The sequence below is a fragment of the Bacillus sp. VA13 genome (genome assembly GCF_055710085.1).
In genome coordinates this window covers 850696-867485 of sequence record NZ_JBVQPP010000001.1, presented here as the reverse complement: position 1 = coordinate 867485, position 16790 = coordinate 850696, and the positions used below count along the sequence as shown (strand labels likewise).

Genomic DNA, 16790 nt, shown 5'->3' with positions numbered 1-16790 from the left:
TTTTTTGGGATTATGGAAGATCAATGAGCTTCACAGACACAATATCAGGAACATCTGTTAGTTCTTTCACAATTTTATCTTCAAGATGTCTGTCAAAGGAAAGCATCATGATGGCTTCTCCGCCTTTTTCTTTACGGCCAACCTGCATGGTTGCAATGTTAATATCGTTATCTCCGAGAATACGTCCTACTCGGCCGATGACACCTGTTGTATCCTGATGCTGGATATATACAAGGTGACCCGTCGGATAAAAATCGATATTAAATCCGTTGATCTCGACAATACGTTCTCCGAAATGAGGAATATACGTAGCCGTTACAGTAAAGGTGCTGCGGTCTCCTGTCACTTTTACGCTGATGCAGTTATCGTATCCAGATTCAGAGGAGGAAATTTTTTCACTGAAGCTGATGCCGCGTTCTTTTGCGACACCCCCGGCATTGACTTCGTTAACAGTTGAGTCCACGCGCGGTTTTAAAAAGCCTGACAGAAGACTTTTTGTAATGAACGATGTTTCAAGTTTGGCAATTGTGCCTTCGTATTGAATGGCAACATCCTGTACCGGCTCTTTCATGCATTGGGATACTAGGCTGCCAATTTTTCCTGCGATTTGATGGTAAGGCTTAATTTTAGCGAATTCATCTTTTGTCATGGCAGGCAGGTTGATAGCTGACATGACAGGTAGACCTTTTGCGAACTGTAGAACTTCTTCTGATACTTGAGCCGCGACATTCAGTTGAGCTTCTTTCGTCGATGCTCCCAAGTGAGGAGTCGCAATGACTAATGGATGATCAACTAGTTTATTGTCTACTGGCGGTTCAACTTCAAAAACGTCAAGCGCTGCACCGGCAACATGTCCGCTTTCCAAAGCTTCGAGAAGCGCTGCTTCATCGATAATACCGCCTCGCGCACAGTTAATTAAGCGAACACCTTTTTTCGTTTTTGCAATCGTTTCTTTGTTCAATAAGCCTTTTGTTTCTTTTGTTAAAGGCGTGTGAACGGTAATAATATCCGCGCTTTCAAGCACTTCTTCAAATGAACGGCTGTTTACGCCGATTTTTTTCGCTCTTTCTTCAGTTAGGAAAGGATCAAAAACGTGAACGGTCATACCGAACGCTCTCGCACGCTGTGCAATTTCGCTTCCGATTCGGCCTAATCCGACAATCCCAAGCGTTTTTCCATAAAGCTCTGAACCGACGTAAGCTGTGCGGTTCCACTCTCTGGATTTTACTGAAATATTAGCCTGAGGAATGTGTCTCATTAAAGAAGAGATCATCGCAAATGTATGCTCAGCTGTCGAAATGGTGTTGCCGTTTGGAGCGTTAATCACGATTACTCCGTGTTTAGTCGCCTCGTCAATATCGATATTATCTACACCGACACCGGCTCTTCCGACAATTTTTAAAGAAGTCATTTTTTTGAAAAGGTCTTCTGTTACTTTTGTCGCACTTCGCACCAAAAGAGCATCAAAAGTATGTAATTCATCTTCTGCATCTGCTGCGTTTTTTTGAACAATTTCAATAAAGTCTGATTCAATAAGTGGCTGTAAGCCGTCGTTGCTCATTTTGTCTGAGACCAATACTCGAAACATCGTTAGATTTCCTCCTAAATTGACAAACTAAATATCTGATAATTTAACATATTCTCAATAGAGTGTCAACGTGTATTGACGCAGTAAAGGATAAAAGGAAAGCTTAAAAATCAATGTTTTTATAGCTTTCAGGTATTATATATAATTTGAAGCAATTCTCTATACAGCCAACCAGTTATCGTTTATAATGGAACTAAATTCATATGATCAATCTTCGGGGCAGGGTGAAATTCCCTACCGGCGGTGATGAGCCAATGGCTCTAAGCCCGCGAGCTGTTTTTACAGCAGGATTCGGTGAGATTCCGGAGCCGACAGTACAGTCTGGATGGGAGAAGATGGAGGTTCATAAGCGTTTTGAAATTGGATTTTCAAACGTTTCTTTGCCTAGCCTAATTTTCGAAACCCCGCTTTTATACATGAAGCGGTTTTTTTATTGGCTGGAAAAGAACCTTTCCGTTTTCGAGTAAGATGTGATCGAAAAGGAGAGAGTGAAGTGAAAGTAAAAAAATTAGTTGTGATCAGTATGCTGAGCAGCATTGCATTTGTTTTGATGCTGTTGAATTTCCCGTTTCCGGGTCTTCCGGATTATTTAAAAATTGATTTTAGCGACGTACCCGCTATTATTGCCATTCTGATTTACGGACCTTTGGCGGGTATTGCCGTAGAAGCGATAAAAAACGTTCTTCAATATATTATTCAGGGTAGCATGGCCGGAGTTCCTGTAGGGCAAATTGCGAATTTTATCGCAGGAACACTCTTTATATTGCCGACTGCTTTCTTATTTAAGAAACTGAACTCAGCAAAGGGCTTGGCTGTCAGCCTGCTTCTAGGCACAGCAGCAATGACCATTTTGATGAGTATTTTAAATTATGTTCTGATTCTCCCGGCATACACTTGGTTTTTACATTCGCCGGCATTATCTGACAGCGCGCTGAAAACAGCGGTCGTCGCTGGTATCCTTCCTTTTAACATCATAAAAGGCATTGTGATTACGATTGTATTCTCACTTATCTTCATCAAGCTTAAGCCATGGATTGAACAGCAACGCGCACATATCCATTAAATAAAAAAGCTCCCGCAGGGGAGCTTTTTTTGTTTCTTCTATTCAAATTTAAGCGGGTCGCCTTCAAATGGCTCATCCGCCACTTTGATGGAATCAGTAGGACATCCTTCAAATGCATCAATCATATCTTCTTCCAGTACCTCAGGAACTTCGACAACGCCTTTGTTTTCATCAAGCGTTACGAACGCGATGCCTTCATCATCGTAATCGTAAATGTCTGGTGCAGCAGCTCCGCAAGCGCCGCATGCAATGCATGTATCTTTGTCTACGATTGTGTACTTTGCCATGAATAAAACCTCCCAGATTGTTCTTGGTGGAACAAATGGATCAATCTTTATATTTAATCAATTTAACACCTATTCCTCTTACTTATTGTAATGATGTTGCTGCCACATTTCAACAGAAAAATGATTGAGAATGCTTATCACATAAGGGGTTATCTACATAACATCCCCCTTAATGATGACTTTAAACGTCGATTTCTGTTTAAAATCTGTTAAAATAAAGAGAGCAAATCAACGATTTTTGTCAGGAAGAATGTGGGTGGATAGGTTGTCATTAAATTACTTCGATATTATGGTTCTCGATTGCCTTTTCAAAATAAACGGAGAACGGTCGGGAAGCGCTGTTTTTCACCTATTCAAAGGCAAAAGATCGTCACAAACCATTCAAGATGCCGGCTTATTTCAGACTGCAAAATACTTTGGAATGGCGGCGCAATGTTCGAGAAGCGATATTTCAGCGTCGCTCACCAAGCTTGAACAGCATTCATATCTCGAACCTATGTCTGAAACAGATACATACAAAGTGACAGCCAGCGGCGCAGCAGGATTAAGGCACGCCCTTAGTGAGCGGCCTTGGCCAGTTCATTGCCACGGCGCTTATTATCAGCAGGCTGCCGGCGTGCTTTGGAAGAGGCTTTCGCTGCTTGTGCAGGTCTTATCTCATAAACTGCAAGGGAGCAGGCAGTATATCCCTGTCACAAAGGATTATAAGACACTTCACTGGGTAAAGAGATACCTGTCCCGGCATACGGATCATATAGAGATGGCAAGCAGTCTTTTTGCCATGCTGGAGGCGCATTTGCATGAGGTTGATGACAAAGCAGCGCAAATATTTGTCTACTCCTTAACCTCACACGATAGGATCGGTTATACGAGCAGGCAGCTTGCTGACACGCTGAAAGAAGATGAATGGTATGTTTATATCATGTTTTGGGCTTCGGTACATTATTTTATTCATTCTCTTCCGGAGTGTGAAGATACTTTGTTAAAGGATCTCCTTTCTGATGTGCGTTTAGATAATGCTCTGACAGAGTCAACCAGAAAAACATGGCAGATGATCAAACAAGGGGTTCCGATACATCGTATTGCTGAAATCAGAAAGCTGAAAACAGCGACGATCGAAGACCATATTGTCGAGATTTCTCTTCACGAGCCTGCGTTTGTGATTGATGACTATGTATCAGCGGAAGACCAGCTCCAAATTGCAGAGTTTGCCAAACGGATGCGGACGAACAAAATCAAACAAATTCGAGACGGGCTGGAGCAGCGGTTCAGCTACTTTCAAATCAGACTGGCATTGACAAAGCAGGTGCAGCAATATGACTAAATTACAGCAAACGTTACATCAGTTTTTTGGTTTTACTTCCTTTAAAAAAGGGCAGGAGGACATTATTAGAAGCATACTTAGCGGGAAGGATACCATTGCGATGCTTCCGACCGGGGGAGGAAAATCGCTTTGCTACCAGCTGCCTGGCTACATGCTTGACGGCATGGTATTAATCGTTTCTCCATTGCTTTCTTTAATGGAGGATCAGGTACAGCAGCTGAAAGCACGGGGTGAAAAACGTGCGGCCGCTTTGAATAGCATGCTTAGCAGGCAGGAAAGACAATTCGTTTTGGAACATATTCATCGTTATAAATTTTTGTACTTGTCTCCTGAGGCTTTACAGTCGCCATATGTATTGGAAAAATTGAAAAACGTCCCGATCAGCCTATTCGTTATTGATGAAGCACATTGCATATCTGAATGGGGGCATGACTTTAGGCCTGACTATTCAAAGCTCGGACAGCTGAGAAAAAAACTTGGGCATCCTCCGGTTCTGGCATTGACTGCTACGGCTACAAAGGATACGCTGCAAGATGTCACGAACCTGCTGGAGCTGCAGCATGCCGAACGGTATCTCAACTCAGTCAACCGCCCAAACATCGCCCTTCGGGTTGAAAATGCGGCGGATACTGCCGAAAAAATAGATAGGGTCATTCAGCTGGTTGAAAACCTGCAAGGACCGGGAATTGTTTATTGTCCGACACGGAAATGGGCTGAAGAATTAGCGGGTGAAATTAAGAGCAAGACGAGCAGCAGAGCCGACTTTTACCATGGCGGTATGGAGTCTGGCGACAGGATTTTAATACAGCAGCAGTTTATCCATAATCAGCTTGATGTGATATGTTGTACGAATGCGTTTGGAATGGGTGTCGATAAACCTGATATCAGATATGTGATTCATTTCCACATCCCGCAGACGGCTGAAGCTTTTATGCAGGAGATCGGCAGAGCGGGACGCGACGGAAAACCGAGTGTCAGCATTTTGCTGCGGGCACCAGGTGATTTTGAATTACAGGAGCAGATTATCCAAATGGAGAGTGTCACAGTGGCAGAAATCGCCGATGTGATCCGTGTGCTTGAAAAGACGGATGAGCAGGATGAGAGAAGGTTGCGTGACGTATTAATGCAGTATGGTGTCGGAGAGACACAAGCACGTATGATGATACATCTGTTTATGCAGGGGAAAACATCAATTGAACTGATGAAACAGGAAATTTCATATCGCATGGAGCTGAAGCTGGAAAAAATGCGCCGCGTATCTTTTCTGCTTCAGCATGACGGCTGTTTAAGGCAATCACTGTTAACCTATTTTGATGAATCATACGAGCCTGATGACGGAAATCTTCCGTGCTGTTCACATTGCGGTTTTGATCTATCCCTGTATGAACAAAAAGGAGAACGGAGTAAAATGGCGCCATTAGTCAGCTGGAGTTCGGAATTGCACCGGATATTCAGCTTGCAGACTGTAGGTGAGTAAACTGAAACAGCAAAAGGATTTCATTCAGTATATGTCTGATCGTGATATGCTCAAGCAGTTATATTTGACGCAGCTTTTGATCATCATCGCAGCAGCCTTAGCGGGATTGTTCTTTTTTGAGGATGTAAGAGACGTACTAAAACTCTGGGATATTCACGATCTGCGAATCATATGGTATGGTGTTTCTATTTCGGTTATTGTTATTTTAGCCGATATGGCAGTGATGAAATGGTGTCCGCCTCATTTATATAATGACGGCGGAATCAATAAAAAAATATTCAGTAAGAGGTCAATCCCTCATATTATATTTTTAACGCTTCTGATTGCTTTTGCGGAAGAAATGTTATTCAGAGGAGTGCTGCAGACTCATATCGGTCTATGGGCGGCCAGCCTTATATTTGCCGTTCTGCACTTTCGGTATTTGTCAAAATGGCTGTTATTTATCATGGTGACAGCAATCAGCTTTTTGCTCGGTCTGATGTATGAATGGACCGGTAACTTATTTGTTCCGGTGACGGCGCATTTTATCATTGATGCCGTGTTTGCCTGTCAGATTCGTTTTGAACATGTGAGGAGGGATAAACATGACGAACATGTCGAGAGTAGAGAGAAGAAAAGCCCAGAATCTTTATGAAGATCAAAACGCCGCATTGGCGGACGATTATGTCGATGATGATGGAGAAAGCCTTCCGACAAGACAATCTGTAAAAAATCAAAGAGAACAGAAAAAAAAGCAAGGCAAAACAAAAACGCCATTATTCACTGTACTCGCTGTATTATTTGTATTTGTGCCGGTTATCGTGTTAGTCAGCTTATTTTATCTAAAAAACCATCCGGATAATCATGACGATTATGAAGATGTTTTTATCGACAGCAGCCAAAGCAAATATGAGGTTGTGCCGAAACCAGAGGATAAAAATGACACCGCAGACACCAAAGAGACCAAAGAAACTAAAGAGACCGCACTGCAGCAAGAGTCAAAAAAAAAGTCTGAGGATACAAAGGCAAAAGACCCTGCAAAAACAACAACTGATAAGAAACAGCCTGCTGTAGCGGAAAAAGAAGTCTCAGCAAATAAGGAGGAAGCAACCGCCGCGGCTGCTTCCTCTTCTCAACAAGAAGCGGCACCGCAAGAGCAGCAGTCGGCTGAACCAGTTCAATCTGAGCCAAAACGTGTTGTCAAGCACACCGTCCAAAAGAAAGAAACGCTGTACCGGATTTCTATGAAGTATTATAAAAGCCGGTCGGGAGAAGAAAAAATTCGTGCGTATAATCATCTGAATGGAAATGATGTTTACACCGGACAAGTTTTGGACATCCCCTTAATGGATGAATAGGGCATTTTTTTATTTTACGCTCATATATTATAGAAATGAAAATGGACAAGGTGTGAAGCGTATGAAAACCTTATGGAATCAGATGGATCAGTTTACAGACGCGCCGACCAAACAGATGCTCCAAGCGCTGGTGAAACGAAAACAAAAATTTGAAAATTATGCAACGCAATGCCGCAGATGGCGATGGACTTCACTCATTTGCTTAGGCCTATTATGTATTATGATCATGATCAAGAGCCCGGCGCCTCAGCTTGTTCTTCAAGAAATGCTTGGCCATACCTTTTATTTATTTTGGATGATGGCAACCGCTTTTGCATACTGCACTTCATATTATTTTAAGAAAAAGGAAGAAAAAGCTGAGGGCGATTTTCATAAACTGAGATGCGAAATTATTCAGAAAAGCACTGATCTTTGGCCGCAGCCGGATAAATGGAAGGCGAGAGAATCTGTTTTTCAAATGATGAAGCACAAATATGACATTAATCTATATTTTGAAAGTAAATAAAATCGGGCGTTTTCTCAAACGATAGAAACGTCTTTTTTTATTGTCCGTCTTATTGATAAGTTCTAAAAGAATGGAGAGTTTTTATGAAGCTATCAGTGAAAATTGCCGGTGTGCTAACTGTGGCGGCAGCGGCAATGACGGCAAAGATGTACTCAACAGCAAAAGGCAACCATTTGAAAACACATACGTTTCCTTTATCAAAAATGAAGGGTAAGCCGCCTCTTACAATCTTTTTTATTTCGGACATTCACAAACGTCTCATCGATGAAGATCTTTTAGAAAAAGCGCGAAGCCATGCCCCTCAGCTGGTTATCATCGGCGGTGATTTAGCCGAGGGAGGTGTGCCCAGTACGAGAATCGAGGAAAACATCAAAAGGCTCACGGCTTTCGGGGTCCCTGTCGTGTTTGTGTGGGGGAATAATGATTATGAAGTCAGGCAGCATAAGCTGTATTCCATATTCAAAGCGCACGGTGTCATCACTCTGAGGAATGAGTCAATTCCGTTTTCGTACAACGGCCATACGATTGCGATTGCCGGAGTTGATGATATCAGGATGGAGATGGATCATTATGAGGAAGCCATTAAAGAACTCGACAAAAACCAGCTGAATATTCTGATATGCCATAACCCGGAGATTCATGAACAAATCAATGAAGCTGACGGTATTGATGCGATATTCAGCGGCCATACCCACGGCGGTCAGATTAGGTTTGGAAAATTCGGCCCGTATGAACTCGGGAAAACAGGCATTGTGAAAAATGCAGCGTATCTCATTAGCAACGGATACGGCACAACAAAAGTGCCTCTTCGTTTAGGTGCTGAGCCGGAAACGCATATTGTGACGCTTTGTGCGCCGGAATAACTTCTCAAAAGCAAAAAATCCATAAGGTAATAAAAACTGCATTGTGCTTGTCTTACTAGTGAACTCAGTGTAAACTGATAACAATTAAGAACCTATGACTCATCATCTCATATAATGTGTTATATGATTTGTGTGCAAGTAGAGGCAGGAGGGAACGTTATGCGGCTTGAGCGTCTGAATTATAATAAGATCAAAATCTTTTTGACCCTCGATGATTTGACAGACCGGGGATTGACAAAAGAAGACCTCTGGAAGGACTCATTTAAAGTCCACCAGTTATTTAAAGATATGATGAATGAAGCTAATACAGAGCTCGGCTTTGAAGCGAATGGACCGATTGCAGTGGAAGTGTATTCTCTCCAAGCACAAGGGATGGTTGTGATTGTAACAAAGGACCAAAGCGCCGATTCAGAAGACGATGAGTATGATGATGATTACATCGAAATGCAAGTCAAGCTTGATGAAAGTGCGGACATCATTTATCAATTCCATTCCTTTGAAGATATCATTCAGCTTGCAGAAAGCTTACAGCGAATCGGTATCAATGGGGGAACTGTCTACCACTATGACGGACAGTACTTTTTAAGCCTAGAAGATCTGGGGTCACATACGGCTGAGGGGGTTGTGGCGGTTCTGGCTGAATACGGCAATCCGACAACTTTAACGATTTATCGCTTGCATGAGTATGGTAAGATCATAATGGACGGTAATGCCGTTGAGACGATACAGACTCATTTTTCATAAGAATGCAACGGAAAACTGCTGATTTCACAGCAGTTTTTTTTCGTTAAAAAACATGGAAAAACATAACGTTTATTCTATGCACAGATCATATGAAGGTGTATACTATTCTCTGAAAGGGAGCATGTGAGAAACAGAAGATTCTAGGAGGTTAACTCAAATGGCAGCCGATCGAAACACCGGTCATACAGAAGAGGACAAACTTGATGTATTAAAATCAACCCAAACCGTAATACATAAGGCTCTGGAAAAATTGGGATATCCTGAAGAAGTGTACGAACTGTTAAAGGAGCCGATGAGATTATTAACGGTAAAAATACCTGTTCGTATGGACGACGGTTCAGTAAAGATTTTTACAGGTTATCGTGCGCAGCACAATGACTCTGTCGGTCCGACGAAAGGCGGGATACGTTTTCACCCGAACGTAACAGAAAAAGAGGTGAAGGCGCTTTCTATTTGGATGAGTTTAAAATGCGGCATAATTGATCTTCCATATGGCGGTGGTAAAGGCGGAATTGTTTGTGATCCAAGGGATATGTCGTTTAGAGAGCTGGAGCGTCTGAGCAGAGGGTATGTCAGAGCAATCAGCCAAATTGTCGGCCCGACGAAAGACGTGCCGGCGCCGGATGTATTTACAAACTCACAAATCATGGCTTGGATGATGGATGAGTATTCAAGAATTGATGAATTTAATTCGCCTGGATTTATTACAGGCAAGCCGCTTGTGCTTGGCGGATCTCATGGGAGAGAATCTGCGACAGCAAAAGGTGTAACCATCTGTATTAAGGAAGCGGCTAAGAAAAAAGGCATCGATATTAAAGGTGCGCGTGTCGTTGTCCAAGGCTTCGGAAACGCGGGAAGCTATTTGGCGAAATTTATGCATGATGCAGGGGCAAAGGTTGTCGGCATTTCAGATGCGTATGGCGGACTTTATGATCCTGAAGGTCTCGATATCGATTACTTACTCGACCGCCGCGACAGCTTCGGTACCGTAACAAAGCTTTTCAACGATACCATTACGAACCAAGAGCTGTTGGAGCTGGATTGTGATATCCTCGTTCCCGCTGCGATTGAAAATCAAATTACAGAAGAAAATGCCCATAATATTCGGGCTAAAATTGTCGTTGAAGCGGCAAACGGGCCAACAACGCTTGAAGGAACAAAAATTCTTTCAGACCGGGACATTCTGCTTGTACCAGACGTGCTGGCAAGTGCCGGGGGCGTAACAGTTTCTTATTTTGAATGGGTTCAGAATAACCAAGGCTTCTACTGGAGTGAAGAAGAGGTAGAAGAAAAATTAGAAAAAATGATGGTCAAATCATTTAACAATATTTATGAAATGGCTAAAAACCGAAGAATTGACATGAGACTCGCTGCTTATATGGTCGGCGTTCGCAAAATGGCTGAAGCTTCGCGTTTTAGAGGCTGGATATAAGTTGATGATTTGCATAAAAATAAAAAATCTCCTATGATAAAATAGGAGATTTTTTTATTCGGAAATAGAAAAATATGTAGTGAAATGCCAATCGCAGGAGTTGACGGAAATGATTCAAGAAAAAGCAATAATTATAGGCGGAGGACCTTGCGGACTATCTGCTGCCATTCACCTAAAACAAATTGGCATTGATGCCCTCGTCATCGAAAAAGGAAATGTCGTTAACAGTATTTACAATTATCCAACGCATCAAACTTTTTTCAGCTCAAGTGAAAAGCTTGAAATCGGAGACGTGGCATTTATTACGGAAAACAGAAAGCCTGTCAGAATTCAGGCTTTGTCGTATTACCGGGAAGTCGTCAAAAGGAAAAACATCCGTGTAAATGCGTTTGAGATGGTGCATAAAGTGACGAAAGCGGAAAACGATACATTCGTTATAGAGACGTCAAAAGGGACCTACACGACGCCATATTGTATTATTGCAACAGGCTACTATGATCATCCAAACTATATGAACGTACACGGTGAGGATTTGCCAAAAGTATTTCATTATTTTAAAGAAGGCCACCCATACTTTGATAAAGATGTTGTCGTCATCGGCGGGAAAAATTCAAGCGTAGACGCCGCCCTTGAACTCGTGAAATCTGGAGCGCGTGTCACAGTTTTATACAGGGGCAAGGAGTATTCGCCAAGCATTAAGCCATGGATTCTGCCTGAATTTGAAGCGCTCGTCAGAAACGGTACAATCCGTATGGAATTTGGCGCTAGTGTCGAAAAAATCACCGAGGATGAAGTTGTATTCTGCTCAGATAAAAAGGAACTTATTACCATTAAAAATGATTTTGTATTTGCCATGACAGGCTATCATCCCGACCATCAATTTCTTGAAAAAATGGGTGTTGAAATTGATAAAGAAACAGGACGCCCCTTTTTCAATGAAGAAACGATGGAAACGAACGTTAAGGGTATTTTTATTGCCGGGGTCATTGCTGCAGGTAACAATGCAAATGAAATATTTATTGAAAACGGCAGATTTCACGGAGGACATATCGCAGCGGAAATCGCAAAAAGAGAAAATTATTAAAGAAGGGGAGCATATGATGAATTCGTATGCTCTTTTTGTTTTTTTAGGTTCAGACAGATGTAAAATCATAAACAACATGGTAGGATAGACTTAGGAATATAAAGGAAAGAGGTTGCCTGATGTTTGCAATCATCTCTGCAGGAATTGCTCCCGGCATCGCGCTGTTAAGTTATTTTTATTTAAAAGATCAGTATGATAATGAACCTGTACATATGGTGCTTCGGTCGTTTTTTCTAGGGGTTGTTCTTGTATTTCCCACAATGTTTATCCAGTACGTGCTTGAAAAAGAGAATGTGGGAGGCGGAAGCTTTTTCGTTTCTTTTTTATCTTCAGGGTTTTTGGAGGAATCATTAAAATGGTTTATTCTGATGGTCAGTGTTTACCCTCACGCCCACTTTGATGAGCATTATGACGGGATTGTATACGGGGCAAGTGTGTCGCTCGGTTTTGCAACCCTCGAAAATATTCTTTATTTAATTGGCCACGGTGTGGAGCATGCGTTTGTCAGGGCGCTCCTGCCTGTTTCATGCCATGCCTTAATAGGCGTTATTATGGGATTTTACCTTGGGAAAGCCCGTTTTTCCGCTGATAAGGCGCGTGTGAAGTGGCTTATTCTTTCTTTAGCTCTCCCGTCACTTTTGCATGGATCGTATGACTTTATCCTGACAGCACTCAGTAATTGGATTTACTATATGTTTCCATTTATGTTGTTTTTATGGTGGTTTGGTTTGCGAAAAGCGAAAAAAGCCCGTTCCGTCAATATGATGCAAGTATAGAAGCCGCACAGCAACCGTGCGGCTTTTTTGTGTGTTGATTTATCAAAACAGATTTTATGTTCTGAGGGATAACAAGGAAAGAGTGTATAAAAATAACCTCGTTACAGAAAATACGATTACACTTAAAAATTTGCTGTAGGAGGCTTGAAAAGATGAAGTCCAAAGGATCGATTATGGCATGTCTCATCCTTTTTTCCTTTACAATCACGACGTTTATCAATACTGAAACCATCTCTGCCTTTTCGAATCAGGTCATTCAAAGAGGGGCAACAGGGGATGATGTGGTCGAACTCCAGGCGCGCCTTCAGTACAACGGATACTACAACGGAAAAATTGACGGGGTTTATGGATGGGGAACGTACTGGGCAGTTCGAAACTTTCAGGATCAATTCGGGTTAAAAGAGGTTGACGGCCTTGTCGGGGCTAAAACAAAGCAAACCTTAATATCTAAATCTAAATACTATCGTGAATATGTCATGGAACAGCTTAATAAAGGGAATACCTTTACGCATTACGGAAAAATTCCGCTGAAATACCAGACGAAACCATCAAAAGCTGCAACACAAAAGGCAAGACAACAAGCAGAAGCGCGGCAGAAACAGCCTGCGGAAAAAACAACGCAGCAGCCTAAAGAGAATAAACAGCAAAACAATACACCTGCAAAAGCAAGAAAACAGGATGCGGTCGCAGCTAACATGCCTGGCGGATTTTCCAACAATGATATCAGGCTCCTTTCTCAGGCAGTTTATGGTGAAGCCCGGGGCGAGCCGTACGAGGGACAGGTTGCCATTGCAGCAGTCATTTTGAACCGATTGAACAGCCCGTTATTTCCGAATTCTGTAGCGGGGGTTATTTTTGAGCCGCTAGCCTTCACAGCAGTAGCCGACGGGCAAATTTACATGCAGCCGAATGAAACGGCCAGAGAAGCAGTGCTGGATGCCATCAATGGATGGGACCCATCAGAGGAAGCGCTGTACTACTTTAACCCGGATACGGCTACAAGTGCTTGGATTTGGGGACGTCCGCAGATTAAAAGAATCGGTAAACACATTTTCTGTGAGTAGCAGGACATGAGAAAGCATAAAAAGAGGTGTGATAAATGATCAGAGGAATTTTAATCGCCCTGCTTGGTATTGCAATAGTCGGTACAGGCTACTGGGGATACAAAGAGCACCAGGAAAAAGACGCAGTTCTTCTTCATGCTGAAAATAACTATCAGCGGGCGTTTCATGAACTTACCTATCAGATGGATCAGCTTCATGATAAAATCGGAACAACACTTGCCATGAACAGTCAAAAATCACTATCACCTGCATTGATAGATGTGTGGAGGATTACATCTGAAGCTCATAACAGCGTCAGCCAGCTGCCGCTTACATTAATGCCGTTTAACAAAACAGAAGAGCTATTATCAAAGATCGGGGATTTCAGTTATAAAACGTCAGTCAGAGATTTAGATCAAAAGCCGCTTGATAAAAACGAGTATACATCACTAAATAAGCTATATCAGCAGTCCGAAGATATACAAAATGAACTGCGTCATGTTCAGCACCTTGTCATGAGCAAAAACCTTCGCTGGATGGACGTGGAGATGGCGCTGGCTTCTGATGAAAAACAAAGTGATAATACGATTATCAACAGCTTTAAAACTGTTGAAAAGAATGTGGGTGCATTCTCCACGGGAACAGATCTTGGCCCGAGTTTCACCAGCACAAAAAAAGAAGAGAAAGGCTTCGACCATCTGAAGGGAAAAGAAATTTCCGAACAGGAAGCAAAACAAATTGCTGAGCGCTTTGCCCCGGATAATAATTATTCCATTAAAGTAGTAAAGAGCGGGAAAAAAACAAATCGCGACGTTTATAGCATCAGCATGAAAGACCCAGACCATAAAGCAGCGATTTATATGGATATTACGAAAAAGGGCGGGCATCCGGTATACTTGATTCAAAACAGAGAAGTGAAGGATCAGAAAATCAGTTTGAATGACGGATCGAACCGTGCACTCGCTTTTTTAAAGAAAAACGGTTATGAGACAGAAGATTTGGAAATTGATGAAAGTGCCCAATATGATAAAATCGGCGTATTTTCATATGTTCCTGTTGAAAATAAAGTCCGGATGTACCCGGAAGCAATTCGTATGAAAGTGGCCTTGGATGACGGTGAAGTTGTCGGGTTTTCAGCAAGAGACTTCCTAACAGCCCATAGAAAAAGAGATATACCAAAGCCAGCTATTACTGAAGCAGAAGCAAAATCTAAATTAAATAAAAATGTACAAGTGAGAGAAACAAGGCTCGCTTTGATTACAAATGAACTCGGCCAAGAAGTATTATGCTATGAAATGCTCGGAACAATTGAAAATGACACATTTAGAATGTATATAAATGCCAAGGACGGATCAGAAGAAAAGGTTGAAAAACTAAAAAATGCAGAACCTATATATAAAGACCTATAAAAAACAGGAGGAAAGGACTAAATGTCTTTTCCTTTTTTTCATTACGTGCTTTAATAAAAAAGCGAGTATATTGAATACGAAAGAGTGAAGTCAATGATAGAGATTGGAGAAAATGTACTTTTAGAATATATAGAAGAAAATGAATTAAAAAAAGCAAAGAGCAAGGCAGTCAGCATCGAAAACAATGAGCTTTTGATAGCATATCCGGTTGATGTAGTTACAGGGCGAACTGTGATTTTACATAACGATATAGAAGTAACGGTAGAGTTTGTGGGCAAAGATGAAGTTCCTTACCGTTTTACAAGCCGTATAAAAGGTAAAGTGAAGGAAAAACTTCAAATGATCTGTCTTGAAATGCCTCCCAGTGAAAAAATGAAACGAATCCAGCGCCGCCAGTATGTAAGAACTGATGCGGTATTGGATGTGCTAATTCAGCCGACAAATAAAGAAGAGTTCTGCACACTTTCCTATAACATCAGCGCAGGCGGCATCGCCGTAATTTTAGCTGAAGGCCGTTCTCTTCAATCCGGGGAATCATTGCGACTTATTATCAGTCTTTCTGAAGAGGAGAACACACGTCAAATAGAAACAGAAGCTGTTGTCAGACGAATTTTTGAGGACCTGAAATCAGGGAAACGTAAAATGACACTTGAGTATACAGGAATCGCAGCAAGTGACCAGCAGTTCCTGCTTCAATATTGCATCCGGCGCCAGTTAAATAAGAGAAGAAAGGCAAGGATGGAATAAACATCGGCAAACACTTCCATACTATTTGTGATGGAGGTGCTCCGATGAAAACATTTGAACGGCTGCTGATTAAATTATTGTTCATTCAGGCCATCATTTTACTTGGTGTCCAGATTCTTTTTCACTATCAGCATATTGAACCTTATGTATCAAAAGTGATTCAATATGAAGGGGTGGATAAAATGGGGGAGAACAATAGGATTGAAACCTTCAAACATTAATTATTCATCAATTTTTCACCCTTTTTCATAAAGTTCGTGATACAATCCATAGAGGAGAAAAGAGCAAGGAGAGGAATTATGGACAAGAAATTATCGATTGCAATTGACGGCCCGGCAGCTGCGGGGAAAAGCACCGTTGCCAAAATTGTGGCTGAGAAAAAATCGTACATATATATTGATACAGGAGCGATGTATCGGGCGATAACGTACGCGGCTTTACAAGAAAACGTTGAGCTGACAAATGAAGAAAAATTGGCTGAGCTGCTAAAGCGGACAGACATTGAACTGATTACAGCAAAAGAAGGACAAAAAGTGCTCGTTAACGGCACCGATGTAACTGAGGCAATCAGAACAGCCGAAGTCAGCAACCAAGTTTCAATTGCGGCCAAGCACAGAAGCGTTAGAGAAGAAATGGTGAAACGCCAGCAGCAGCTTGGGGAAAAAGGCGGCGTCGTTATGGATGGACGTGATATCGGGACTCACGTGCTGCCGAATGCAGAAGTGAAAATTTTTCTTTTGGCATCTGTTGAAGAGAGAGCGAAACGCCGTTATGAAGAGAATGTGAAAAAAGGCTACGATGTCAACTATGAAACATTGATCGAGGAAATTGCAAGAAGAGATAAGCTTGATTCAGAGCGTGAAGTATCTCCGCTGCGCAAGGCAGAGGACGCTCTTGAAATCGACACGACCTCCCTTTCTATTCAAGAGGTAGCTGATAAAATCCTCGAGGCGGTGGAACAAAAGTCCCGCTGATTATGGCAAATGCCACTTTTTTTGAATTTTTCAACAAAGAAAGAATGTTATTGCTTGACAAACCTGTCCTTTTATTAGAAGTTAATACTAATAAAACTTTTTATTGATCATTCAAAAAACTTTTTTGGATGATTCTT

General features: G+C 41.9%; 18 protein-coding genes and 1 riboswitch. Of the genes, 16 read left to right on the top strand and 2 right to left on the bottom strand.

Features of this window, described 5'->3' with window-relative positions; translation table 11 throughout:
* Positions 1-10: 10 nt before the first annotated feature.
* The gene (serA, locus tag AC0C66_RS04325; RefSeq protein WP_014114240.1) at positions 11-1588 is read right to left on the bottom strand and encodes a phosphoglycerate dehydrogenase; all 1578 of its coding nucleotides are present in this window, start codon (positions 1586-1588) and stop codon (positions 11-13) included.
* Between the two features lie 206 nt (positions 1589-1794).
* A riboswitch (FMN riboswitch) is annotated at positions 1795-1929 on the top strand.
* 152 nt (positions 1930-2081) lie between these two features.
* Here serA and fmnP point away from each other — a divergent pair.
* Positions 2082-2651 (top strand): riboflavin transporter FmnP, encoded by a 570-nt coding sequence (fmnP, locus tag AC0C66_RS04320; RefSeq protein ID WP_014114238.1) that lies wholly within the window; start codon positions 2082-2084, stop codon positions 2649-2651.
* A gap of 38 nt (positions 2652-2689) precedes the next feature.
* Here fmnP and AC0C66_RS04315 read toward each other — a convergent pair whose 3' ends face one another.
* The gene (locus AC0C66_RS04315; protein WP_003225461.1) at positions 2690-2938 is read right to left on the bottom strand and encodes a ferredoxin; all 249 of its coding nucleotides are present in this window, start codon (positions 2936-2938) and stop codon (positions 2690-2692) included.
* Positions 2939-3203: 265 nt separating this feature from the next.
* Here AC0C66_RS04315 and AC0C66_RS04310 point away from each other — a divergent pair, with 265 nt between their 5' ends.
* The 15 genes from AC0C66_RS04310 (at position 3204) to cmk (ending at position 16653) form a co-directional block, all read left to right on the top strand.
* On the top strand, positions 3204-4262 hold the full coding sequence (locus AC0C66_RS04310) for a YpbB family protein (RefSeq protein WP_061187620.1): 1059 nt from the start codon (positions 3204-3206) through the stop codon (positions 4260-4262).
* Positions 4255-5739 (top strand): RecQ family ATP-dependent DNA helicase, encoded by a 1485-nt coding sequence (locus AC0C66_RS04305; RefSeq protein WP_072182922.1) that lies wholly within the window; start codon positions 4255-4257, stop codon positions 5737-5739. Before AC0C66_RS04310 ends, AC0C66_RS04305 begins: the two co-directional genes overlap by 8 nt.
* Before the next feature lie 31 nt (positions 5740-5770).
* A complete protein-coding gene (locus AC0C66_RS04300) occupies positions 5771-6373 on the top strand; it encodes a CPBP family intramembrane glutamic endopeptidase (protein ID WP_014114235.1) in 603 nt (200 codons plus the stop codon).
* Positions 6324-7076 (top strand): LysM peptidoglycan-binding domain-containing protein, encoded by a 753-nt coding sequence (locus AC0C66_RS04295; RefSeq protein ID WP_088679258.1) that lies wholly within the window; start codon positions 6324-6326, stop codon positions 7074-7076. The genes AC0C66_RS04300 and AC0C66_RS04295 overlap by 50 nt, the downstream gene beginning before the upstream one ends.
* 61 nt (positions 7077-7137) lie before the next feature.
* On the top strand, positions 7138-7581 hold the full coding sequence (locus AC0C66_RS04290) for a YpbF family protein (RefSeq protein ID WP_072182203.1): 444 nt from the start codon (positions 7138-7140) through the stop codon (positions 7579-7581).
* A gap of 83 nt (positions 7582-7664) precedes the next feature.
* A complete protein-coding gene (locus tag AC0C66_RS04285) occupies positions 7665-8444 on the top strand; it encodes a metallophosphoesterase (protein ID WP_014114232.1) in 780 nt (259 codons plus the stop codon).
* 159 nt (positions 8445-8603) lie between these two features.
* Positions 8604-9188, top strand: a complete 585-nt coding sequence (locus AC0C66_RS04280) for a genetic competence negative regulator (protein WP_072182204.1) — start codon at positions 8604-8606, stop codon at positions 9186-9188.
* 157 nt (positions 9189-9345) lie between these two features.
* On the top strand, positions 9346-10620 hold the full coding sequence (gene gudB, locus AC0C66_RS04275) for an NAD-specific glutamate dehydrogenase (RefSeq protein WP_072182205.1): 1275 nt from the start codon (positions 9346-9348) through the stop codon (positions 10618-10620).
* Between the two features lie 109 nt (positions 10621-10729).
* Entirely contained in the window at positions 10730-11704 is a 975-nt protein-coding gene (locus AC0C66_RS04270) for a YpdA family putative bacillithiol disulfide reductase (RefSeq protein WP_072182206.1), read from the top strand.
* 119 nt (positions 11705-11823) lie between these two features.
* Entirely contained in the window at positions 11824-12480 is a 657-nt protein-coding gene (gene prsW, locus AC0C66_RS04265) for a glutamic-type intramembrane protease PrsW (protein WP_014114228.1), read from the top strand.
* 152 nt (positions 12481-12632) lie between these two features.
* Complete coding sequence (sleB, locus tag AC0C66_RS04260; RefSeq protein ID WP_072182207.1) at positions 12633-13544, top strand: spore cortex-lytic enzyme; 912 nt, start codon at positions 12633-12635, stop codon at positions 13542-13544.
* A 35-nt stretch (positions 13545-13579) separates the two neighbouring features.
* Entirely contained in the window at positions 13580-14932 is a 1353-nt protein-coding gene (gene ypeB, locus AC0C66_RS04255) for a germination protein YpeB (protein WP_014114226.1), read from the top strand.
* Between the two features lie 93 nt (positions 14933-15025).
* A complete protein-coding gene (locus AC0C66_RS04250) occupies positions 15026-15679 on the top strand; it encodes a flagellar brake protein (RefSeq protein WP_072182208.1) in 654 nt (217 codons plus the stop codon).
* 44 nt (positions 15680-15723) lie between these two features.
* Positions 15724-15900 carry a YpfB family protein gene (locus AC0C66_RS04245; RefSeq protein WP_072182209.1) on the top strand — a complete coding sequence of 59 codons (177 nt, stop codon included), beginning with the start codon at positions 15724-15726 and terminating at the stop codon, positions 15898-15900.
* A 78-nt stretch (positions 15901-15978) separates the two neighbouring features.
* Complete coding sequence (gene cmk / locus AC0C66_RS04240; protein WP_072182210.1) at positions 15979-16653, top strand: (d)CMP kinase; 675 nt, start codon at positions 15979-15981, stop codon at positions 16651-16653.
* The last annotated feature ends 137 nt before the right edge of the window (positions 16654-16790 follow it).